Here is a 23,204-nt window from a genome sequence, read left to right as displayed (position 1 = left end):
CGGATTTATATAGGAAAAAATCCCCACTAATTAAATTTTCAATTTATAATAAAAAGGGAGTGGTTTTTAGAAGAATTTTTTATGGGGAGAAAACGAACATGTATAAAATATTAATTGTAGAAGATGATGAGAAAATCGCGGGAATATTAGAAGAGCATTTAGAAAGATATGGCTATCAATCATTTAGAGCAAGTGATTTACGTCAAATAAAAGATGAGTTTGTAAAAGTGAATCCTCATCTCGTGTTACTTGATATTAATTTACCATACTTTGACGGTTTTTATTGGTGTCGTCAAATTCGTACTGTATCGAATGCGCCAATTATTTTTGTTTCTGCAAGAACAGGAGAAATGGACCAAGTAATGGCGATTGAAAATGGCGGCGATGATTATATTACGAAGCCATTCCATTTAGATATCGTAATGGCAAAGGTGAAGAGTGCGCTTCGCCGTGGTTACGGAGAGTATGCTTCTGCTGCTGAGAGTGATTGTTTAGGTGTAAATGGACTGTTGTTATTCCCGTCTCAGCATATTGTTGAGTGGCAAGGACAACAAACTGAACTGACAAAAAATGAGTTTTACTTATTAGAGTGTTTAATGAAACAGGTGAATCAATATGTAACGCGCGAAGAACTGTTAGAAGCTCTATGGGATGAAGTAGCATTTGTGGATGATAATACATTAACCGTAAATGTAAAACGTGTAAGGAAGAAACTAGAGGAGTTAGGCATTAAAAATGCAATTGTAACGAAACGTGGATATGGTTATGCGCTTCTTACGGAGTGGGGCGAAGGGCATGAAGGTTAAAATTTACCTCATGGACCGCTTTTCTTTAATTCTTTCTTATATTGTTAGCCTTTGTTTATTTGGGCTCGTTTTACAGTTGCAAAGTCTTTTAGAAAAGCGATCCATTGATTGGAGTACATGGTTATATGGACTTTTATTAGGAACAGTTGTGTTTACTGTATACCTCATTTACGATTACCGAAAACGGAGTGTGTTTTTAAAGAGGATCGAAAAGTATGTTACTGGTGGAAATACATTACATGACTCTTTACTTATTGATGAATCTTATACATCAGAGCAAGAAATGGTCGTTGAATCTTTTACGTTATTAAGACAGCAATATATGAATGAAGTTCATAAACAGCATGCGAAAGAGCAACAGCAAATGATATTTATGAACCAATGGATTCACCAAATGAAAACACCAGTATCTGTTATTGAATTATTGCTGCAAAAGTTTGGCAAAGAGCATCGTGAGGCAAGAGCAACAGTTGAAAGTATTCGTGAAGAAAATAACCGTATACTAAATGGTTTAGATTTAGCGTTACATATGGCAAGACTAGAGCAGTTTGCGAAAGATTATAAGGTAGAAGTAGTAAATGTTATAGATGTCGTGCGAGGTATTATTAATGAAAATCGGAAATCCTTCATTCAATCGTCTGTATTTCCGAAAGTGATGTTTGAAGAAGATACTTGTATGGTTGCCTCTGATAGAAAATGGCTAAGTATTGCTATAGGTCAAATTGTTGTAAACGCAATTAAGTATACAAAAATTTCAGCGGCAGAGAAAAAAGAAATTCAATTTCAAATTGAAGAGAAAGACCAAAAGGTGTTATTACATATTAAGGACAATGGAATCGGTATTCCAGAGCAAGATGTAAAGCGTATATTTGATCCATTCTTTACGGGGGTAAATGGCCGTAAAACGAGAGAAGCGACTGGAATGGGTTTATATATTACGAAGGAAATTTGCGATAATTTACATCATGGAATGTATGTTCAATCGGCTGAAGGAGAAGGGACAACATTCACGTTCCAATTTGCAAAAGATGAAGAATATCATACATTGATGAGAAAAATGACAAAACTGTAAGATAACAAAACGTTTTGTAAGGGAAATCACTCGTTTCTTTTTCTTATTTTTCTTATAGTAAATGTAAGAAGAAAACACGTAGGGGGATTAGAAATGAGTGTTCTTGAAGTAAAAGGATTAACGAAGGTGTACCAATCAAAAGGTTCAGTAGCGACGACTGCTTTAAATGATATAAATTTTAAAATAGAAGAAGGCGAATTTGTAGGGATTATGGGTCCTTCAGGAAGTGGAAAAACAACGCTTTTAAATTTATTAGCAACAATTGATAAGCAAACTTCAGGTCATGTGCTTGTAAATGGAGAAGAAATTAATCAAATGCGTGCTGCAAAATTAGCGGAGTTTCGCCGTACACATTTAGGATTCATCTTCCAAGATTTTAATTTACTTGATACGTTATCCATTAAAGAAAATATTATTTTACCACTTGTAATGGCGAAGAAATCTGTAAATGAAATCGATGCGAAAGTACTGGAAATTGCGAAGTTTTTAAACATTGAAGAAATTTTAAATAAAAAAGTATACGAAGTATCTGGGGGACAACAACAACGTGCAGCAGCAGCGAGAGCAATCATTCATGAACCGACGTTAATTTTAGCAGATGAGCCAACTGGAAACTTAGACTCGAAGTCAGCGAAATCGCTAATGGGCGCTCTGCAAGATTTACACGAGCAAAAGAAAGTAACGATTGCAATGGTTACGCACGATCCAGTAGCGGCTAGTTATTGTGAACGTATCCTTTTCATACGCGATGGGGAAATTTTCTCGGAAATACATAAAGGAAGAACGAAACAAGCCTTTTTCCAAGAAATTCTGGACGTACTTGCGATGCTAGGAGGAGAATATCATGAACTTTCGCCAGCTCGCGCTTAATAACGTAAAAGGAAATTGGCGTAACTATAAAGCGTTTCTTATAAGTAGTTGTTTATCGATTGTCGTATTTTTCATGTATGCTTCTTTTATTTATCATCCAGATGTCGTAAGCGGTAATATTAGTATGAGAAAGATGATCACAAAAGGATTAGAATCGATGAATTATATTGTGGTCATCTTCTCGGCACTCTTTATTTTATATGCAAATTCAACGTTTTTACGAGCAAGGAAAAAAGAGTTTGGTTTATTAACATTAATAGGCGGAACGAAATCTCAACTTGGCCGAATGATTATATTAGAACAGCTTATGTTAGGTAGCATTGCAATTGTAGTAGGTATTGGACTTGGCATGCTTTGTTCAAAATTATTTTTCCAAGCATTAAGCGTAATATTGAAAATAGATAAAACATTACCACTCGTATGGAATAGTAAAGCAGTTTTGATTACAGCAGGTGTATACTTTATTCTATTTTTAATCTTATCATTGTTTAGCGTTTGGACGGTAGGACGCTTGCAAATTATTGATTTATTAAGAGAAGCAAGAAAACAAAAAGTAGAACCTTTTGCATTTACATGGTTATGTGTAGTTGGTATAGGATGTATTATTGTCGCATACGTACTTAGCTTCCAAGTAACATTTATGAATTTTATCATTCTCTTTTTACCAATTGTAGGGCTGACGATAGGCGGAACTTATTTGCTATTTACACAAGGTAGTACAGTCGTATTAAAGGCGTTACAAAAACGAAAAAAATCTTTTTATACATATCCAAATATGTTCGTACTTAGCAATCTTATTTATAAAATGAAAGATAATGCTCGTTTTCTATTTGTAATTTCTATCATTACGGCAGTTGTATCTTCAGCAGTTGGTACGCTGTACGTATTTTTTGAGGATATGAGTTATAAGGCAATAACTAGTACCCCGCATGCTATTTCGTATGAGGAAAAGGGAATACATACGCATAATGTCATCAAAGAAGGAAAAACAAAAGAATTAATAAAAAAACACGGATTTGAAGAAGCGCGAGAAGTAACGTATGTAAAACTTCCTGGAACTCAAAAAATCACGATGTTTAACAGTGAACATGAGATGCCAATGGCGATTGTTTCAGAAAAAGAATATAACGCTGAAGTACGTAAACAAAAAAGAGAGCAAGTTAGAGAAGTTCATAATGCTCCAGGTAGTGCAACAATGGTCATAACGGATATGGCGAACGATATGATGAAGATAGATCTTTCGAAACCGTATGAAATTAAAATTAACGGACAAACGCAGTCTGTTCAACTGAATAAGCCAACTTTATTTTCTGTTTTTAATGATAGTGAATATCTTATTGTAAATGATCAAGATTTTGAGAAATATGCAAAACTCGTACCAGATGAAGAAAAGACGAAATATTACGGTTATTATATCGAGGATTGGAAAAATACAGAAAATCTTGTATTAGATTTGAAAAATGAAATTGCACCAGAAAAGCAAGGAGAATTGAGAAATTCAGTGTTTGCGTATAAGGATATAAGAGAAGGTGGAGCAATTACAATGTTCATCGGTTTCTTCGTAGCGGTACTGTTCTTCTTCTTCGCTTGTAGTATGACATACTTTAAATGGTTTAACGATAAAGAACAAGATCGTATTCAATTTAAATCGTTAAAGAGAATCGGTATGACAGATAAAGAAATTCGCAAAATTGCGATTCGACAAATGGGAGTTATCTTCTTTATCCCAATTTTAATCGGTTCCATTCATAGTGGAGTTGCTCTTCATACGTTAGGGAAAATGCTTTATATTGATTTATGGAAATCAGGTGCGCTTGTAATTGGAGCATACATTTTAGCTTCTGCCATTTACTTTATGATCGCGCAAAGAGGATATTTAAAACACGTAAAAAGCTAGGGGAACCTCTAGCTTTTTGCCTATGTAGTAAGTTACAGGAGGACGATAGATGAACATTTGGCAACTAGCGCTGCAAAATATAAAAGGAAATTGGCGTAATTATAAAGTGTTTTTCTTAAGTAGTTGTTTTGCAATATTTGCTTCTTACGCATATATGTCTGTCATTGTGCATCCGTATATGCAAGAGACGATGTGGTATCAAAACGTACGTTGGGGACTTATCATATGTAATGTTATAATCATTTCTTTTTTCGTCATATTTATTTTGTACTCTACTTCTATTTTCATAGAAGCACGTAAGAAAGAATTAGGGTTATATATGTTAATGGGAGCAACGAAATCTAACGTAATAGGAATGATTATGACCGAACAAATTTTAATCGGGGTCTTCGCGAATATTTTCGGTATTGTGCTCGGTATGATATTTTTAAAACTCTTTTTTATGGTATTTAGTATGTTACTGGGGCTTCCGAAAGAACTCCCTGTCATATTTGACGTAAGGGCGATTGGTGTAACATTTATTACATATATGGTCGTTTTTATTTTGTTATCTTTTATAAGTGCTTTACGTATATGGAATATAAAAATCATTCGGTTATTGAAAGAATTTCGAACAGATAAAAAAGAGAAGAAAACATCAAAGTGGCTTTGTTTATTCGGTTTTGCTTGTTTAGTGGGCGGGTATGCGTTGGCGCTACAAGTTACGATGACTACGATAGCAATATACTTTTTCCCTGTGTCTATACTTGTCTTTTTTGGAACGTACTTTTCTTTTACACATGGAGCTACCCAAGTGTTAGAAATGATAAAGCGAAATAAAAAGATTATGTATACATATCCGTATTTATTTATAGTGAATCAATTGTCACATCGAATGAAGGAAAATGGTCGCTTTTTTTTTCTGATGTCTATGGCAACGACGTTTGTAGTTACAGCAACAGGTACGGTGTTCTTATATTTTTCTAGCATGCAAGATATGTGGCGAACTGGAGGGGTACACTCGTTTTCGTACATAGAAAAAGGTATTTCTACTCATGAAGTCTTTGAGGAAGGTGCGGTTGAAAAATTACTGCATCAATATGAGTATGATGATTTTCAATATATGAGTTTTGTTGGAGTTTATGCATCCTTTCAGTCTAATAAGGGAGAAACAACAATAGTACCGCTTATAAAAGAAAGTGAATATAACCAAGAAGCAAGGAAACAAAGACAGAAAACGTATCGTCCTAAAAAAGGTACAGTGACACTCGTTTATTATAATAAATACAATAATTCGAATGTATATAATCAAAAAGAGATTCAATTGCAAGTAATGAATCAACCATATCAATTCGTATTTAACGGTCAGAAAGAAGGGGTTCAATTTAACCATCACCCTTCGTACATTAATGGTCTGTTCTTCGTTATGAATGATGAAGATTTTGACAGTATAGCAAATCAGGTTCCTGATTCTGAAAAAATGATATATAGAGGCTACACATTATCAAATATCGAAAAGACGAAGAAATTAAATGAAGATTTACGGAGACATATAAAACAAGATAATAATAATGCATTTCGAAGCAATATGGAGTTGTATGTAAATATGAAAGAAGGCGGCGATATTACTCTATTTGTAGGCTCATTTATTAGTATATTATTCTTTCTCACTTCATGTAGTATCGTGTATTTTAAATGGTTCCATAATATTGCATCGGACCGAAAGCAGTATGGTGCACTCTCTAAACTTGGAATGACGAAGGAAGAAGTATGGAAAATTTCTCGTTGGCAATTATGTATGCTATTTTTTGCGCCAATTATAGTAGGGAGTATGCATAGTGCAGTTGCATTATATACGTTTCATAATACGCTTTTTATGGATGGATCATTCAGAAAAGTAGGTTTGTTCATTCTGTTTTATATCGCAGCATGTATCATTTATTTCTTCTTCGCTCAAAGAGAGTATAAGAAACATTTAGACTAGCGAATGCTAGTCTTTTTTAAATATTCGAAATTTACATAGAAGAATATAAAAAAGTATGGTATAACAGTAAGAAAACGAAAAAGAGGGGAAAAGACGATGATTCGAGTAGGATATTTAGGACCAGAAGCAACATTTACAAATATGGCGGTGAGTCGTTTTTTTCCGGAAGCAGAGCATGTACCGTATCGAACGATTCCAGATTGTATAGATGCAGCTGCAAATGAAAATGTAGACTTCGCAGTTGTACCGTTAGAAAATGCAATAGAAGGTTCAGTGAATATAACGGTTGATTACCTTGTACATGAGCAGCCGCTTTCCATTGTAGGAGAAATTACAGTACCAATTCAGCAGCATTTACTTGTACATCCGCAGTATGCAGAAGTGTGGGAAGAAGTATATGCAGTGCATTCTCATCCGCATGCCATTGCACAGTGCCATAAATTTTTAAATGAAGAATTAAAAGGAGTAACTGTTCGAGATATGACATCTACAAGTGCTGCTGCACAATATGTGAAAGAACATCCTGAAGAGAAAATTGCCGCTATTGCAAATGAAGCGGCTGCAGAAAAATACGGATTAACAATTGTGAGACGTAGTATTCATACGCATAAAAATAATCACACACGTTTCTTAGTACTCCATAAGAAAAAGAAAGCAGTACTCCCGAATAACGGAGAGAACCGCGGAGAGAAAACGACGCTTATGATAACGTTACCTGCAGATTATGCAGGTGCCCTATATCAAGTGTTATCAGCTTTCGCATGGAGAAAATTAAACTTATCAAAAATCGAATCGCGTCCGATGAAAACAGGTCTTGGAAATTACTTTTTCTTAATCGATGTCGATAAAGCATACGATGACGTATTATTGCCAGGCGTAACGATGGAACTTGAAGCACTCGGTTTTTCTGTTACTGTGCTGGGGAGTTATTCTTCTTATTGGTTGTAAGATGTAGATGGAATGTTGGTGTTTGTCTAATCGTCAATATCATTTCATTGCCTAATATATTTTTTAATAGATTAATAAAATCCCACCTGCAGAAGGTGGGATTCTTTATTTTAACTTCGCAAGACGATCTTCTAATTGACCACGCCAAATATCAGCTAGTTCTGGAACAGCAAGAATCTTCTCGATGCCATCTTTATCTTTTCTATTATGAAAATAAATTTCGTTAGAGAATAAAACAGAAACATTGCTTGATGGACGTTCTAGTAATGTAATTTTTGAATCTTTACGTACAGTACCTTCTTGAAGAACGCGGCATAGGTAGCCAGTAAATCCAGTTGCTACAATACGCGGCAGTATGCCAGGGATGCCAAGACGTTTTGAAATTGTGCTACAAGGTACGCGAGCTTGCGTTACTTGAATGATTGCTTCGCCTAGTTGATATGTATCTCCGATGCATACGTCATGCTCTAACATATTTGTTACGGTAATGTTTTCACCAAATGTGGAAGCGGGAAGCGTAGTTTGAAATTCCTCTTCCCATAGTGCGTAATGCTCGTGTGGGTACACACAAACAGCGCGATCAGGTCCGCCGTGATGTTTTAAATCCGCTACGTCATCACCACGAAATCCGTCTTTTGAGAGAAAGGCCTCTTCTGTAGGATCTTTACATATACCTGTTATCATTTCTTTATCTTCGCCATATTTCATTTGTTTCGGTTTGCCAATGCTAAAGTGAACGAGTTCAATTCCCATATTTGATCTCCTTTACGATTGATTACAATATTATAGCATTAAAAAAGCACAGAGAATGATAAAAACTCTGTGCTTTACATTAATAAACGAGAAATCCTGCTTTATCTAACGCCTCACAAGCAGCATCTAATTTTTCTTTAGAATCTGCCTCGATTGTATGTAAGTGAATACCATCTGTTAGTTGTGAAAGATAGGAAGCATTTGTGTTTTCGATTTTTTGTAAATATTGCTCTACATCAAAGCGATTGCTTACCATAATGGAGGCTGTTAAGTCACCGTATACAGGATGCTCAACTTTTACGTCTTTAATCGTAACGCCATGGTCAACAAGCATTGTAAGTTCCTGACGTACTTCTGCTGGTTTATGTTGGCATACGATTACGCGTTCAAAAGTTTGTTGCTTCTCTTGTGGCTTTAAATATAAATAACCTTGAGCAGTCGCAATAATTGGTTCGTTTCGTGCTTTAAGCAAGGAAATATCTTGCACGATAACTTGTCTACTTACGTTCGTCTTTTTCGATAGTTCATTCCCCGATAACGGTTCATTTGCAGCAAGAAGCCACTGGAGGATAAGCTGTCGTCTTTCTTCACCTAAAATCTTTTTTTGTTCATTTTGTTTCATTATGATTTAACACCTCTATAAAATTGATTTCCAATTGTGTGTAGTGCATGAATAGTAGTATCAATTTGATCTTTCGTTGTTTGTTGTCCGAAAGAGAAGCGGACATATTGTTTTGCCTCTTCATACGTTTTTCCAATTGCAAGCATAGTTTTCGAAGGTTCTTGTTTACCGACTTGGCAAGCACTTCCGGTGGAAATGGCGATACCATGGCGATTACATTCTAGCATAGTATATTGACCTTCTATTCCTTTTATTGTAACCCCAACAATATGTGGTAAACAAGAAGTAGAATGACCTTCTACTTCAATTTCTAGCGGAAGTGTTTGTATTTGCTCTAAAAAGTAGGATCGTAACTCTTTAAAACGTAAACTTTCTTCCCATTGAGTTTTTAATATATTTTCAGCAGCTGTTAAAAAAGATGCGATGCCGGGAACGTTCACTGTACCTGGGCGAAATCCTTTTTCGTGAGAAGTTCCTGGAAATACTTGTTCCCAGCGAGTTTGCGGATTTATGTAGCAAGCGCCGACACCTTTTGGTCCGTATATTTTATGTGCTGAAACAGAAAGACTATCAATCCCCATCTCAAAAACATGGATAGGCAGTTTACCAAACGTTTGCACACAATCCGTATGAAATAAAACATTATATTTTTTTAAAAGTGCCCCGATTTCTGTAATGTTTTGAACGGTTCCGATTTCAGAGTTTCCATGCTGTATACTTGCTAGCACAGTATCTTCCGTAATAGCTGCCTCTAAATCTACTAAACAAATGAGTCCATTTTTATCAACAGGAATTTCAGTGATTGTATAGCCTTTTGATTTTAGGGATTGAAAATAACTTCGAATGGATGCATGTTCCATAGGTGTCGTAATAATATGCTTCTTATTTCGGGCATTTAGAAGTGATTGAATCGCAAGATAGTTCGATTCCGATCCACCGCTTGTGAAAAATACTCCTTGTTCTTTGCCTCCAATCATTTCCGCAAATGTTTTTCGGCAAACTTGTAATAAAGAAGAAGCCGTTCCTCCAATATCATGTAAACTTTGTTCATTTCCGAAGTATTGCGATGCTGCTTTCATATATGTTTGTAACGCTTCCTCGCTCATAGGTGTAGTAGCTGCATAGTCAAGATATATCATCATGTAAGTTCCTCTCTCTAGTAAGAGTTACATTTCTTTTACTTTTTAAATGGTAGTGAAAATAAGAATTATAAAAAAACTCTTGTCATTATTTTAAAACTATGTAAATATAGGTGTCAAGACAGTTGAAAAGTGTAAAGTAGGAGGCAACAATTATGCCAAGCGCAGATGTCTTAATTATTGGAAGTGGCGTTGCGGCACTTCGTGTTGCAAAAGAGATTTGTCACGAAAAGAATGTGATTATTATCACAAAGGAGACGAAACGTAATAATAATACACATTTAGCCCAAGGTGGAATTGCCGCAGCGGTAGCTACATACGACAATCCTAATGATCATTTTGAAGATACGCTAGTAGCAGGGTGTCATTATAACAATGAAGAAGTGGTCCGTTATTTAGTCGAGGAAGGACCGAAAGAAATTAATAACCTTATTGAAAATGGAATGAAATTTGATGGAGATGAAACAGGTCCTCATCTTGGAAAAGAAGGAGCGCATCGAAAACGTCGTATTTTACATGCAGGTGGCGATGCAACAGGAAAGAATTTATTAGAGCATCTTATTCAAGAAGTAGCTCCATACGTTACGGTAGTGGAACAGGAAATGGTGCTCGATTTTATTATAGAAAAAGATAAATGTGTTGGGGCTTTAACTCGCAACAATAAAGGAGAATTGAAACGTTACAATGCAGATTATACGGTGTTAGCTTCAGGCGGTATTGGCGGTTTATACGCCTTTACTTCTAATGATGAGACGATTACAGGCGATGGACTTGCAATGGTGTACCGTGCAGGCGGAGAGCTTGTAGATTTAGAGTTTATACAATTTCATCCGACGATGTTATACGCGGGTGGGCGTTGTTCTGGTCTTGTGTCCGAAGCTGTTCGCGGAGAAGGAGCTGTCCTTATAAATGGAAAAGGGCAGCGTTTTATGATGGATATACATTCCGAACAGGATTTAGCGCCTCGTGATGTAGTCGCAAGGGCTATTCATGAACAGCTACTTGCGGGTGAAAAAGTGTACTTAAACATCGAAATGATTCAAAACTTTGAACAACGCTTTCCGACCGTGTCATCGATATGTAAAACAAATGGAGTCGATATAAATAAAAAACTTATTCCAGTCGTGCCTGGTACTCATTTTCACATGGGCGGCGTGAAAACGAACTGTGATGGAGAGACGTCTATTTCGAACTTATACGCAGTCGGTGAAGTAGCTTGTAACGGGGTTCATGGTGCAAATAGATTAGCGAGTAATTCATTATTAGAAGGTCTTGTGTTTGGAAAAAGAATCGGACGACACATTTTATCTAGAGAGACAAAAGAAAAGGTGAATATGCTAGCCGAAAAGGAAGCAAAGTTTATCGTTCTGAATCATTTACCGACGAAAGAAGAAATACAAAAATGCATGATGAAATATGTTGGGATTGTGCGAACAGAGCAAAGTTTATCTTATGCGAAGAGATGGCTTAGTAAGTATGGTGTTCGAAATATGATATTACAACATGATGTTCTTACGAATGAAGAGATAACGCTTATTAATATGTTAACGGTTTGTGAGCTTATAGTTGTGTCAGCCTTGCAAAGAGAAGAAAGTATTGGCGGGCATTACCGGAGTGATTATCCAGATAGAAATATAGGAAAGAAAGAGATTGTTCGAGTAAAGAGAAAACGACAACTTGTGTAATGAGGGGAAGAGGGGCTTTATGAACACGATAAAAGTTAAAGAAGCATTAAATCGATTTTTTTTAGAAGATATAGGGGAAAGAGATGTAACATCTCAGCTTATTTTTTCAGATAACTTGCTTTCGAAAGGAACGTTTCTTGCGAAGGATACAGGGGTCTTTGCAGGACGTTTAGTAATTGAATCAGGATTTAAATTAATTGATGAGAGAATTGAAGTAGAGCTTCATAAAAAAGATGGGGACCTTGTAGAAAAAGGCGAAATCATTGCAACTGTGCAAGGTCCAATTGCATCGTTATTAACAGCAGAGCGCGTTATATTAAATATTATTCAGCGTATGAGCGGAATAGCGACGATGACGCGTAAAGCGGTTCTTGCTTTAGATAGCAGTCATACTCGCATTTGTGATACGCGAAAAACGATGCCAGGACTACGTATGTTTGATAAGCATGCAGTCGTGTGCGGCGGTGGATTTAATCATCGCTTCGGTTTATATGATGGTGTCATGATTAAAGACAATCATATTGCGTTTGCTGGTTCTATTACAAAAGCTGTTACATCAGTGAAAGAGAAGTTAGGACATATGGTGAAAGTAGAAGTAGAAACAGAAACTGAGGAACAGGTGAGAGAGGCTGTTGCTGCTGGTGCTGATATTATTATGTTCGATAATCGTACGCCAGATGAAATCCGGGAGTTTTCAAAAATTGTACCAAGTGCTATCGTTACAGAAGCTTCAGGGGGCATCACAATTGAAGATTTACCGAAATACGGAAAAACAGGGGTAGATTATATTTCACTTGGAGCGTTAACACATTCAGTGAAAGCACTTGATATTAGTTTCAATATTGAAGGATAAGGAAAGTGGCTTAGAGGGGAGAAACGTATATGAGTATTTTAGAACAAGTACAGCCAATTGAAACGATGTTACCAGAGCGTTATTACACGATGTCAACGGAAGATATGGAAAAGCGTGTTCGTGAAATTAAAGAGAAAATGGGGAAAATGTTATTCATTCCAGGGCATCATTATCAAAAAGATGAAGTGGTACAATTTTCAGATGCAGCAGGGGATTCACTTCAGCTTGCGCAAGTTGCAGCGAGCAATAAAGACGCAAAATATATTGTGTTTTGCGGGGTGCACTTTATGGCGGAAACAGCAGATATGTTAACGACAGATGATCAAGTTGTCATCTTACCAGATATGCGTGCAGGTTGTTCGATGGCGGATATGGCAGATATTGAACAAACAGAAAGAGCATGGAAAGAGCTCACGAAATTATTTGGAGATACGATGATTCCGTTAACATATGTGAACTCTACAGCTGCAATTAAAGCGTTTTGTGGTCGTAACGGAGGAGCAACAGTAACATCTTCTAATGCAAAGCAAATGGTATCTTGGGCGTTTACTCAAAAAGAACGTCTCGTCTTTTTACCAGACCAACATTTAGGGAGAAATACAGCGTACGATTTAGGTATCCCGTTAGATAAAATGGCAGTATGGGACCCACACACAGATTCATTAGAGTACGATGGGGATATAGAAGAAATTCAAGTAATTTTATGGAAAGGGCATTGTTCTGTTCATCAAAATTTTACAGTGAAGAACATTGAGAGCGTACGAAAAAATCATTCTGATATGAATATTATTGTACATCCAGAATGTTGCTATGAAGTTGTAGCTGCTTCAGATTATGCAGGCTCAACGAAATATATTATTGATATGATTGAATCAGCGCCATCTGGTAGCAAATGGGCGATTGGTACAGAAATGAATTTAGTGAACCGAATTATTCAGCAACATCCAGATAAAGAAATTGTTTCACTTAATCCATTTATGTGTCCGTGCTTAACGATGAACCGAATTGATCTGCCTCACTTATTATGGACACTTGAAACGATAGAAAGAGGAGAAGAAATTAACGTTATTAGCGTAGACAAACAAGTAACGGCAGAAGCGGTTCTTGCATTAAATCGTATGTTAGAGCGTGTGTAAAGCAACGGTATTCCTGTTGCTTTTTTTCATACATATAATCATAACGAGAACGAAATGGGCATACATTGTTTTGAAGAAATCATTGTGGTTCTTTATGCTTATTCCGCTTCGAATGATATTGAAAATCGAAGAAGTGATAAAAGTGAAAAGAAGTTAATGTTATTTAGAAAGAGTTACTTCATGAGATTTGTTACTTATAGATAAGTTATACAGGAGGGGGAAAATTTGAAAATTCATATCGTGCAAAAAGGGGATACCCTTTGGAAAATTGCGAAAAAGTACGGAGTGGATTTTGACACGTTGAAAAAAACAAATACACAACTTAGTAATCCAGATTTAATTATGCCAGGTATGAAAATTAAAGTGCCATCCAAGAGTGTTCACATGAAACAACAGGCTGGAGCAGGTTCAGCGCCTCCAAAGCAATACGTAAAAGAAGTGCAGCAAAAAGAATTTGCAGCAACACCAACTCCGCTTGGAATAGAAGATGAAGAAGAAGTTACGTATCAATCAGCACCAATTACACAGCAGCCAGCTATGCAACAAACACAAAAAGAAGTGCAAGTAAAACCGCAGAAGGAGATGCAGGTAAAGCCGCAAAAAGAAGTACAGGTGAAACCACAGAAGGAGATGCAGGTAAAGCCACAAAAAGAAGTACAGGTGAAACCGCAAAAAGAGGTGCAAAAAGAACAGCCAATTCAAAAAGAAAAACCAGTTGAAAAACCGTCTGTTATTCAAAAACCACCTGTGATAGAAAAACAAAAACCGGCGGAAAAAGAAAACACGAAGTTTTCGGTAAATGTATTACCGCAGCCGCCACAACCACCAATAAAACCGAAAAAAGAATATAAAATTTCAGATGTAATAAAAAAAGGAAGCGAGTTAATTGCTCCTCAAATTAGTAAAATGAAACCTAACAATATCATTTCTCCGCAAACGAAAAAAAACAATATAGTATCGCCACAAGTGAAGAAAGAAAATGTAGGAAATATAGTATCGCCGCAAGTGAAGAAAGAAAATGTAGGAAATATAGTATCGCCACAAGTGAAGAAAGAAAATGTAGGAAATATAGTATCGCCGCAAGTGAAAAAAGAAAATGTAGGGAATATAGTGTCACCGCAAGTGAAAAAAGAAAATGTAGGGAATATAGTGTCACCGCAAGTGAAAAAAGAAAACGTAGGGAATATAGTATCGCCAAATGTATCGAAAGAAAATGTAGTTATTCCACAAGTCATACCGCCAAATATTCAAATGCCAAATATTCAAATGCCAATCATGGATAACAACCAACCACCGAATATAATGCCAATCATGGATAACAACCAGCCACCGAATATAATGCCAATCATGGATAACAGCCAGCCACCGAATATAATGCCAATTATGGATAACAACCAGCCACCGAATATAATGCCAATTATGGATAACAACCAGCCGCCGAATATAATGCCGATTATGGATAACAATCAAATGCCGAATATGATGCCGATTATGGATAACAATCAAATGCCGAATATGATGCCGATTATGGATAACAATCAAATGCCGAATATAATGCCGATTATGGATAACAATCAAATGCCGAATATGATGCCGATTATGGATAACAATCAACCACCCAATATGATGCCCTATCAAATGCCGTATCAACAGCCCATGATGCCGCCGAATTCGTATTATCAACAACCAAATCCATATCAAATGCCATATCAGCAAGGAGCGCCGTTTGGACCGCAATATACGTCTATGCCAAACCAGAATATGATGCCAATGGATAATAATATGCCGCCGCTTGTGCAGGGTGAGGAAGATTGTGGATGCGGAGGAGAAAGTAGACTATATAGTCCACAACCAGGCGGTCCGCAATATGCGAATCCTTTATATTACCAACCAACTCAGTCTGCATATGCACCACAGCCAGGAACGATGTATTATCAACCAGATCCACCGAATGTATTTGGAGAGCCCGTTTCAGAAGAAGAGGACGAAGAAGAAGTTTAAAAAGGCGGGAGTATTCCCGCCTTTTTTACATTCCTGTTAATTAAGAAAATGAAGTTTTTTTATGAAGTGCTAGAAAATTCCCAGTGAAATATTAACAGTGTAAAAACCTTCTCGGTTACTCATCATAAGAGGGAGCTTTTCAGTAGAGAAGCTCATTCTAACAGAGGGGGTTTTTGTATTGAATACGAAAGTAAAAGTGATTGCTGCTTCTTTGTTAGTTACCAGTGCATTAGCTGCATGTGGTACACCGAAAGATAACAATGCAATGGATGGACGTAACTACAATTACGAGCGTACATCTTATAATGATACACACCAGTATCGTGATAATGTGACACGTAATGATCGTTATACAGATTATGTAACATATAGAAATGGTCGTAACGATACAGGATACAATTATTATCGAGATGTAAATTACAATGGACAAATTGCTAATCCGCATCCAACTCGTAATATTACAATGAACAATTCATACATTAACAATGATGGTAAAACAGCTGAAAGAATAACAAATCGTGTGAAACGTATGAATAACGTAGACCGTGTGTCTACAGTTGTATATGGAAACGATGTAGCGATTGCGGTAAAACCACGTAACACAGTGACAAATGAAACGGCGATGGCTAACGAAATTCGTCAAGCTGTTGCAAATGAAGTTGGAAACAGAAACGTATATGTTTCTGTAAGAAATGATATGTTTACTCGTGTCGATGCAATGAGTACGCGTCTACGTAACGGTACAGTTACAAACGATTTTAATCGTGACATAGTGAATATGTTCCGAGACATTCGTTACGGTTTAACTGGTACAGTGCGATAACAAAACAAAAGAGGAAGGGATAGCCCTTCCTCTTTATTCATCGTTGTCTTGTAAGCGACGTTTTTTAATAAAATAACTAACGGAATAAGAAACTAAAAAGCATATGAAAAGAATACTACCTGTTGAAATAGCTTCAAATAGAGGTCTTTCTGGACTGAAAATAATATAAATAATAGCCGTAACGATTCCTACAATAAGGGAGTGGAAGACAAGTTTGTAATAAGGAGTTAACTGTATTTCCTTTTCGCCTTCTTCTACATCGATTGAAACACTTAACTGTAAATAAGCAAGTAAAATACTTGTAAACATAAATAATAGCCACAATGGAGATTTCGTAATTTGATCAATGCCTTCAGTGAATCCGATATAGCCTAAAATTCCAACTACGCCAATGTATTGAAAAAGAAAGACAATACGTATGTTTTTTAACATTTGAAGAATGAGGCGTTCATCCTTTATTTTTTTCATAATATTCATCCCCTGCTTATTATGATTTCGCTGTCACATTAATTGTAACATATATATTGCAATTATCAATTTATAATTTACATAAAATAATTTGGATGAAAGAGGAAATAAAATATTTTTATAAACATGTTGCACTTATACTTTATTAATGTTATATTAGCAAAGCGATGAGCTAATTTACGTAAGACGAGAGATATGCTTAAGTGCTAAACACGCGAATGTGGTCGCCTGGTCTCTCGCCGTAAACGCATCAAGACGCCTGCTTTGCAGGCGTCTTTCATTTTATATAAAAGTAAATGATACATGCAGATGAGGTAAACCCTTATCTGCATTTTTTATTTTTCGAAAGAAATGTAATATGGATAAAACCCCCATTTCCGGAAAAACTACTAATGAAAGTATGATCTTGCCTAAAAGAGGTGAACGGAAATGAAATGGATACTGATTGCGATGCAAGCTTTCGTTATGATGTTTTGTTTCGTTTATGGAACGAATGTGAAGGCGGAAGGGCCAGTACCAGAAGTAACGAAAAAAGAACCTGAGGTTACAATTTTATTAGAGCGTATGTATGTTGATGGCGAAGTAAGCGAAGAAATACTTACAGAAAAAGTGACGGATTTAGAAAAGTTTTTACAGCAGTATAAAGAATGGCAGCTCGTTGATCGTGATGATGTACAAATTGTATTGCAAAAGAAAGTTGATGATATTTCTCCGTTATTGAAAACGAGCGGGTATTTTGGTGTTTCAGAGGAAGGGATATTACAAATTTTCAAAGGTGTACCGAAAAGTGATAATGCGATCCATTCTTTCTTTCAAATTGATATGAAAAAGCTTGAGAGCTATGAACGTGCGAAATTGAAACGTGGCATTCGTATTAAATCAAAAGAAGGTTTTGTGAAGACGATTGAAAAAATGAAGCAATACGCAGTTCAAAGTAAGAAAAAAAGCAGCTCATGGTGAGCTGCTTTTTTTTCTTATTTGTTTTTAGCTAAAATTTCTTTTGCGATTTCATCAATTAGCATATCTTTTCCGATTGGATTGAATGCTTTCGTATTGAAGACTTCATTTGATACTTCATATACGTGATTATTTTTAACTGCTTTATTGTCTTTCCAAACGGCACTGTTTTTGTAGTCTTCGTAAACTTTATCAGCTTCGCCGCCGAAGTTTACAATAAACATTTGGTCAGGCTGGAATGCAACTAGACCTTCTAGTGATACTTGCGCCATCGTTTGTTTTAAATCCGTACCTTTTGTTGCTGGAAGTTTTAAGTCATTAAAGATGATGTCACCGTATCCGAAGCTACCGTATACACGGAAGTTTTGTGGTGTAACTGCAACGAACATAAAGTTCTCATCTTTTGTTTTCTCTTTAATTTTTTTAGATAAAGAGTCTGCTTTCTTATCGTAGTCTGCAATCCATTTGTCTGCTTTCTTCTCTTCGTCAAATAGCTTACCTACTTCTTTAAACTTACCACGCCAGTCTTCTAAGTTTGTTTCTAGAACAACTGTAGGTGCAACCTTTTCTAGTTGATCATAAATTTTCAATTGACGGTTGTTTAAAATAATTAAGTCTGGTTTTAAAGCAGTAACAGCTTCTAAATCAACTTTAGGTGCCCAGTACCAACCTACTGCTTTTACTCCATCTAACTTGTCTGTTAAGTGATTTTGGATTTTATCTTTATATGTATTTGCTGTACCAACAGGTTTGTGTCCAAGAAGTAATAGTTCTTCTGTTGATCCAGATAAGTCAACAATTCTCTTTGGATTTACTGGAATTGTAGCTTCACCTTTAGCATGTTTTACAACTTTTGTTTTCGGTTGTTCTTTTGCCTTCGATTCCTCTTTTTGAGAAGAACAGCCAACGATAGAAAGAACAACGAGCATAATAGTAAATAAAATAAATAGCTTACGTTTCATCCTGATGTAACCCCTTTAATTAGTATTGATAATCATTATCGACTTCTGTATATTAAGGTGCTTTAACCTTTCTGTCAATGGAAAATAACAGAAGTTTCAAGTGGAGAACATTTGTTGGGGCAGTCTCGCTTTTCTATCATTAAATATGTTAAAATGGAATACATGATTTAAGAGGGAGAGATCGTATTTTGTTTGAATATGTTACAGGTTACGTGGAGTATGTAGGGCCGGAATATGTCGTAATTGATCATAATGGAATTGGTTATCAAATTTTCACACCAAATCCGTATGTATTTCAAAGAAGTAAGCAAGAAATCCGTGTCTATACATATCATTATGTGAGAGAAGATATTATGGCACTTTACGGGTTTAAAACACGTGAAGAGCGTTTATTATTTACAAAGTTGTTAGGCGTGTCTGGCATTGGGCCAAAAGGAGCTCTTGCAATTTTAGCTTCTGGTCAAACAGGACAGGTCGTTCAAGCGATTGAGCATGAAGATGAGAAGTTTTTAGTGAAATTCCCAGGCGTCGGAAAGAAAACAGCACGCCAAATGATTTTAGATTTAAAAGGAAAACTAGCAGATGTCGTACCAGATGCATTTGTTGATTTATTCTCAGACACAGAACGTTTTGATGAGAAGAAAGGTTCATCAGCTGAGCTTGATGAGGCACTGGAAGCTCTCCGCGCACTTGGATACGCAGAACGCGAAGTTTCTCGTGTTGTACCAGAGTTATTAAAAGAATCATTAACGACGGATCAGTATATTAAAAAGGCACTTAGTCTTTTACTAAATGGTAAGAGGTGAGTATAATGGACGAACGTCTCCTTTCAGGGGAATCTGCATATGAAGATGCGGATTTAGAATATTCATTACGGCCACAGACGCTCCGTCAGTATATTGGCCAAGATAAAGCAAAACATAATTTAGAAGTATTTATTGAAGCGGCGAAAATGCGTGAAGAAACGTTAGATCACGTACTTTTATATGGACCACCAGGTCTTGGTAAAACGACGCTTGCGAATATTATTGCCAATGAGATGGGCGTTAATGTTAGAACAACTTCAGGTCCCGCAATTGAAAGACCAGGAGATTTAGCTGCTGTATTAACAGCGCTTCAGCCAGGGGATGTATTATTTATTGATGAAATTCATCGTTTGCATAGATCAATTGAAGAAGTATTGTATCCTGCGATGGAAGACTTTTGCCTTGATATTGTAATTGGAAAAGGGCCTTCAGCACGTTCTGTACGCCTAGATTTACCGCCATTTACATTAGTTGGAGCAACAACACGTGCTGGAGCATTATCGGCACCGCTTCGTGACCGCTTCGGTGTACTTTCAAGGTTAGAGTACTACACAGTAGATCAGCTTTCTGCGATTGTTGAACGTACAGCAGAAGTATTTGAAGTTGAAATCGATTCGTTAGCTGCATTAGAAATTGCAAGACGTGCTCGTGGTACACCTCGTATTGCGAATCGTCTTTTAAGACGTGTACGTGATTTCGCGCAAGTTCGTGGTAACGGAACGGTTACGATGGAAATTACACAAATGGCATTAGAATTGCTGCAAGTAGATAAATTAGGTCTAGATCATATTGATCATAAATTACTGCTTGGTATTATTGAGAAATTCCGTGGCGGTCCAGTTGGATTAGAAACGGTTTCAGCAACAATTGGAGAAGAATCTCATACGATTGAAGATGTGTATGAGCCGTATTTATTACAAATTGGCTTTTTACAACGAACGCCAAGGGGCCGAATTGTAACGCCGCTTGCGTATGAACATTTCGGAATGGAGATACCAAAAGTATGACGGAGATGCCAAAGCTGCTTATTACAGCCGGGATCTTACTCATCGTTGTTGGATTAGCTTGGAAGTTCATTGGAAGGCTTCCAGGCGATATTTTTGTGAAAAAAGGAAACGTTACCTTTTATTTTCCTATCATTACATGTATTGTGTTAAGTATTGTATTATCTTTTATTATGTATATAATAAATCGATTTAAATAAGAAATAGGTGGATATAGCTATGGATATAAATCTGTTTGATTTTCATTTACCAGAAGAACTTATTGCACAAGTCCCGTTAGAAGATCGTGAAACATCAAGATTAATGGTGTTAGACCGTGAAACAGGTGATATTGAGCATAAACATTTTACGGATATTCTTTCTTACTTACATGAGGGGGATTGCTTAGTTTTAAATGAAACGAAAGTTATGCCTGCTCGTTTGCACGGTGTGAAAGAAGATACAGGCGCGCACATTGAAGTACTTCTTTTAAAACAAGAAGAAGGTGATAAGTGGGAAACGCTTGTAAAGCCAGCGAAACGTGTAAAAGAAGGAACTGTTATCTCTTTTGGCGAAGGGAAATTAAAAGCAACTTGCACAGGAACTGCAGATCAAGGTGGACGCCAGCTTGAATTTTCATATGATGGCATCTTCTATGAAATTTTAGATGAACTTGGGGAAATGCCGCTTCCTCCATATATTAAAGAGACGCTGGAAGATCGCGATCGTTATCAAACAGTATATGCGAAAGAAATCGGTTCAGCAGCAGCGCCGACTGCGGGACTTCACTTTACAGAAGAGTTACTTGAGAAGTTAAAGCAAAAAGGCGTTCAGTTAGCATTCATTACACTTCACGTAGGACTTGGAACATTTAGACCAGTTTCTGCAGACACGATTGAAGAACACCATATGCACGCAGAATATTATCATATGTCTGAAGAGACAGCGGCATTATTAAATCGTGTGAAAGAGAATGGTGGACGTATTATTACTGTAGGTACGACATCAACTCGTACGTTAGAAACAATTGCAACAGATCATGACGGTAAGCTCTGCGCCTCTTCTGGATGGACAGATATTTTCATGTATCCGGGATATGAATTTAAAGCAATTGATGGTTTAATTACAAACTTCCATTTACCGAAATCAACATTAATTATGCTTGTAAGTGCATTTGCAAATAGAGATAATGTACTTCATGCTTATAATGAAGCAGTAAAAGAAAAATATCGTTTCTTTAGCTTCGGTGATGCAATGTTCGTTGCATCTCACGCTAAAATGAGAAACAAATAAAAGGAGTAAGTTATGACAGCAATTCGTTATGAATTTATTAAGACATGTAAACAAACGGGTGCCCGTTTAGGTCGTGTGCATACGCCGCACGGTTCATTTGATACACCAACATTTATGCCAGTTGGTACACTTGCAACAGTTAAGACAATGTCACCAGAAGAATTAAAAGCAATGGATTCTGGCATTATTTTAAGTAATACGTATCATTTATGGCTACGTCCAGGTCATGAAATTATTCGTGAAGCAGGCGGCTTGCATAAATTTATGAACTGGGATCGTGCAATCTTAACAGACTCTGGTGGTTTCCAAGTATTCAGTTTAAGTGACTTCCGTCGTATTGAAGAGGAAGGCGTTCACTTCCGTAATCACTTAAATGGAGATAAATTATTCTTATCACCAGAAAAAGCGATGGAAATCCAAAATGCATTAGGTTCAGATATTATGATGGCATTTGATGAGTGTCCACCATTCCCGGCTACTTTTGAATATATGAAGAAATCTGTAGAGCGTACGAGCCGCTGGGCAGAACGTTGCTTAAAAGCGCATGAACGTCCGCAAGATCAAGGTTTATTCGGTATTGTACAGGGCGGGGAGTACGAAGAGCTTCGTCGTCAAAGTGCGAAAGACCTTGTTTCAATGGACTTCCCTGGTTACGCTGTAGGTGGTTTATCTGTTGGTGAACCGAAAGATATTATGAACCGTGTTCTTGAGTTTACAACACCACTTCTTCCAGATAATAAGCCTCGTTACTTAATGGGTGTAGGTTCTCCTGACTCGTTAATCGATGGCGCAATTCGTGGGATTGATATGTTTGACTGCGTACTTCCAACTCGTATCGCTCGAAATGGTACGTGTATGACAAGTGAAGGTCGCCTTGTTGTAAAAAATGCGAAATTCGCAAGAGACTTCGGTCCGCTTGATCCAAACTGTGATTGCTACACATGTAAAAACTACTCACGTGCGTACATTCGTCACTTAATGAAATGTGATGAAACGTTCGGAATTCGTTTAACGTCTTATCACAACCTTCATTTTCTGTTAAACTTAATGGAGCAGGTGAGACAAGCTATTCGTGAAGACCGTCTTGGCGATTTCCGCGAAGAGTTCTTTGAACAGTATGGCTTTAATAAACCGAATGCTAAAAACTTCTAATACATAATTTAAAAG

At 36.7% G+C, this 23,204-nt stretch carries 21 protein-coding genes and 1 pseudogene; 17 read left to right on the top strand and 5 right to left on the bottom strand.

The window, feature by feature from the left end; genetic code table 11:
• Positions 1-98 precede the first annotated feature (98 nt).
• From ACTFSL_RS20095 to pheA, 6 genes are all read left to right on the top strand, one after another.
• Complete coding sequence (locus ACTFSL_RS20095; RefSeq protein WP_000276723.1) at positions 99-806, top strand: response regulator transcription factor; 708 nt, start codon at positions 99-101, stop codon at positions 804-806.
• Positions 796-1,878 carry a HAMP domain-containing histidine kinase gene (locus tag ACTFSL_RS20090; protein ID WP_000865181.1) on the top strand — a complete coding sequence of 361 codons (1,083 nt, stop codon included), beginning with the start codon at positions 796-798 and terminating at the stop codon, positions 1,876-1,878. The genes ACTFSL_RS20095 and ACTFSL_RS20090 overlap by 11 nt, the downstream gene beginning before the upstream one ends.
• Positions 1,879-1,971: 93 nt before the next feature.
• Positions 1,972-2,748: an ABC transporter ATP-binding protein gene (locus ACTFSL_RS20085; protein ID WP_000114529.1), complete on the top strand. Its 777-nt coding sequence runs from the start codon at positions 1,972-1,974 to the stop codon at positions 2,746-2,748.
• Entirely contained in the window at positions 2,723-4,645 is a 1,923-nt protein-coding gene (locus tag ACTFSL_RS20080; protein ID WP_440042268.1) for an ABC transporter permease, read from the top strand. Before ACTFSL_RS20085 ends, ACTFSL_RS20080 begins: the two co-directional genes overlap by 26 nt.
• A 49-nt stretch (positions 4,646-4,694) precedes the next feature.
• A complete protein-coding gene (locus ACTFSL_RS20075; RefSeq protein WP_440042266.1) occupies positions 4,695-6,608 on the top strand; it encodes an ABC transporter permease in 1,914 nt (637 codons plus the stop codon).
• 96 nt (positions 6,609-6,704) lie between these two features.
• Positions 6,705-7,556: a prephenate dehydratase gene (gene pheA, locus ACTFSL_RS20070; protein ID WP_000621705.1), complete on the top strand. Its 852-nt coding sequence runs from the start codon at positions 6,705-6,707 to the stop codon at positions 7,554-7,556.
• Between the two features lie 105 nt (positions 7,557-7,661).
• Here the strand turns inward: pheA and ACTFSL_RS20065 are convergent, their stop codons facing one another.
• The 3 genes from ACTFSL_RS20065 to ACTFSL_RS20055 all read right to left on the bottom strand — a co-directional run bounded on the left by ACTFSL_RS20065 (position 7,662) and on the right by ACTFSL_RS20055 (position 10,073).
• Positions 7,662-8,309: an MOSC domain-containing protein gene (locus ACTFSL_RS20065; RefSeq protein ID WP_000510666.1), complete on the bottom strand. Its 648-nt coding sequence runs from the start codon at positions 8,307-8,309 to the stop codon at positions 7,662-7,664.
• A gap of 79 nt (positions 8,310-8,388) precedes the next feature.
• On the bottom strand, positions 8,389-8,931 hold the full coding sequence (locus ACTFSL_RS20060; protein ID WP_000812275.1) for a transcription repressor NadR: 543 nt from the start codon (positions 8,929-8,931) through the stop codon (positions 8,389-8,391).
• On the bottom strand, positions 8,931-10,073 hold the full coding sequence (locus ACTFSL_RS20055) for an IscS subfamily cysteine desulfurase (RefSeq protein WP_000973777.1): 1,143 nt from the start codon (positions 10,071-10,073) through the stop codon (positions 8,931-8,933). The genes ACTFSL_RS20060 and ACTFSL_RS20055 overlap by 1 nt, the downstream gene beginning before the upstream one ends.
• A gap of 152 nt (positions 10,074-10,225) precedes the next feature.
• Here ACTFSL_RS20055 and nadB point away from each other — a divergent pair, with 152 nt between their 5' ends.
• The 5 genes and pseudogenes from nadB to ACTFSL_RS20030 all read left to right on the top strand — a co-directional run bounded on the left by nadB (position 10,226) and on the right by ACTFSL_RS20030 (position 16,568).
• Entirely contained in the window at positions 10,226-11,755 is a 1,530-nt protein-coding gene (gene nadB / locus ACTFSL_RS20050; RefSeq protein WP_440042265.1) for an L-aspartate oxidase, read from the top strand.
• Positions 11,756-11,774: 19 nt separating this feature from the next.
• Positions 11,775-12,608 carry a carboxylating nicotinate-nucleotide diphosphorylase gene (gene nadC / locus ACTFSL_RS20045; RefSeq protein WP_440042264.1) on the top strand — a complete coding sequence of 278 codons (834 nt, stop codon included), beginning with the start codon at positions 11,775-11,777 and terminating at the stop codon, positions 12,606-12,608.
• Between the two features lie 29 nt (positions 12,609-12,637).
• The gene (nadA, locus tag ACTFSL_RS20040; RefSeq protein ID WP_000025339.1) at positions 12,638-13,744 is read left to right on the top strand and encodes a quinolinate synthase NadA; all 1,107 of its coding nucleotides are present in this window, start codon (positions 12,638-12,640) and stop codon (positions 13,742-13,744) included.
• Positions 13,745-13,969: 225 nt separating this feature from the next.
• Positions 13,970-14,126, top strand: a pseudogene (gene safA, locus ACTFSL_RS20035) (SafA/ExsA family spore coat assembly protein); the annotation flags it as partial.
• A 1,797-nt stretch (positions 14,127-15,923) separates the two neighbouring features.
• Complete coding sequence (locus ACTFSL_RS20030; protein ID WP_001093536.1) at positions 15,924-16,568, top strand: YhcN/YlaJ family sporulation lipoprotein; 645 nt, start codon at positions 15,924-15,926, stop codon at positions 16,566-16,568.
• A gap of 33 nt (positions 16,569-16,601) precedes the next feature.
• Here the strand turns inward: ACTFSL_RS20030 and ACTFSL_RS20025 are convergent, their stop codons facing one another.
• Positions 16,602-17,036: a hypothetical protein gene (locus tag ACTFSL_RS20025; RefSeq protein ID WP_000721223.1), complete on the bottom strand. Its 435-nt coding sequence runs from the start codon at positions 17,034-17,036 to the stop codon at positions 16,602-16,604.
• A gap of 429 nt (positions 17,037-17,465) precedes the next feature.
• On the opposite strand from ACTFSL_RS20025, the gene ACTFSL_RS20020 reads away from it, so the two are divergent.
• Positions 17,466-17,996 carry a BofC C-terminal domain-containing protein gene (locus ACTFSL_RS20020; RefSeq protein WP_000871192.1) on the top strand — a complete coding sequence of 177 codons (531 nt, stop codon included), beginning with the start codon at positions 17,466-17,468 and terminating at the stop codon, positions 17,994-17,996.
• Between the two features lie 14 nt (positions 17,997-18,010).
• Here ACTFSL_RS20020 and ACTFSL_RS20015 read toward each other — a convergent pair whose 3' ends face one another.
• On the bottom strand, positions 18,011-18,955 hold the full coding sequence (locus tag ACTFSL_RS20015) for an iron-hydroxamate ABC transporter substrate-binding protein (RefSeq protein WP_000823606.1): 945 nt from the start codon (positions 18,953-18,955) through the stop codon (positions 18,011-18,013).
• A gap of 188 nt (positions 18,956-19,143) precedes the next feature.
• Here ACTFSL_RS20015 and ruvA point away from each other — a divergent pair, with 188 nt between their 5' ends.
• From ruvA to tgt, 5 genes are read left to right on the top strand one after another with little or no spacing between them, the layout of a single operon-like run.
• A complete protein-coding gene (gene ruvA, locus ACTFSL_RS20010) occupies positions 19,144-19,761 on the top strand; it encodes a Holliday junction DNA helicase RuvA (RefSeq protein WP_000464511.1) in 618 nt (205 codons plus the stop codon).
• Positions 19,762-19,766: 5 nt separating this feature from the next.
• Entirely contained in the window at positions 19,767-20,768 is a 1,002-nt protein-coding gene (ruvB, locus tag ACTFSL_RS20005; protein ID WP_000344449.1) for a Holliday junction branch migration DNA helicase RuvB, read from the top strand.
• Positions 20,765-20,965, top strand: coding sequence for a DUF2905 domain-containing protein (locus tag ACTFSL_RS20000; protein WP_000138162.1), 201 nt, complete (start codon positions 20,765-20,767; stop codon positions 20,963-20,965). The genes ruvB and ACTFSL_RS20000 overlap by 4 nt, the downstream gene beginning before the upstream one ends.
• A gap of 19 nt (positions 20,966-20,984) precedes the next feature.
• The gene (queA, locus tag ACTFSL_RS19995) at positions 20,985-22,037 is read left to right on the top strand and encodes a tRNA preQ1(34) S-adenosylmethionine ribosyltransferase-isomerase QueA (protein ID WP_440042263.1); all 1,053 of its coding nucleotides are present in this window, start codon (positions 20,985-20,987) and stop codon (positions 22,035-22,037) included.
• 12 nt (positions 22,038-22,049) lie between these two features.
• Complete coding sequence (gene tgt, locus ACTFSL_RS19990) at positions 22,050-23,189, top strand: tRNA guanosine(34) transglycosylase Tgt (RefSeq protein ID WP_000125365.1); 1,140 nt, start codon at positions 22,050-22,052, stop codon at positions 23,187-23,189.
• The last annotated feature ends 15 nt before the right edge of the window (positions 23,190-23,204 follow it).

The sequence above is a fragment of the Bacillus cereus group sp. MYBK108-1 genome, from assembly GCF_051917185.1.
GTDB lineage: Bacteria > Bacillota > Bacilli > Bacillales > Bacillaceae_G > Bacillus_A > Bacillus_A cereus.
The sequence above is the reverse complement of the archived record's forward strand: the minus strand, read 5'-3'. Positions and strand labels throughout refer to the sequence as shown.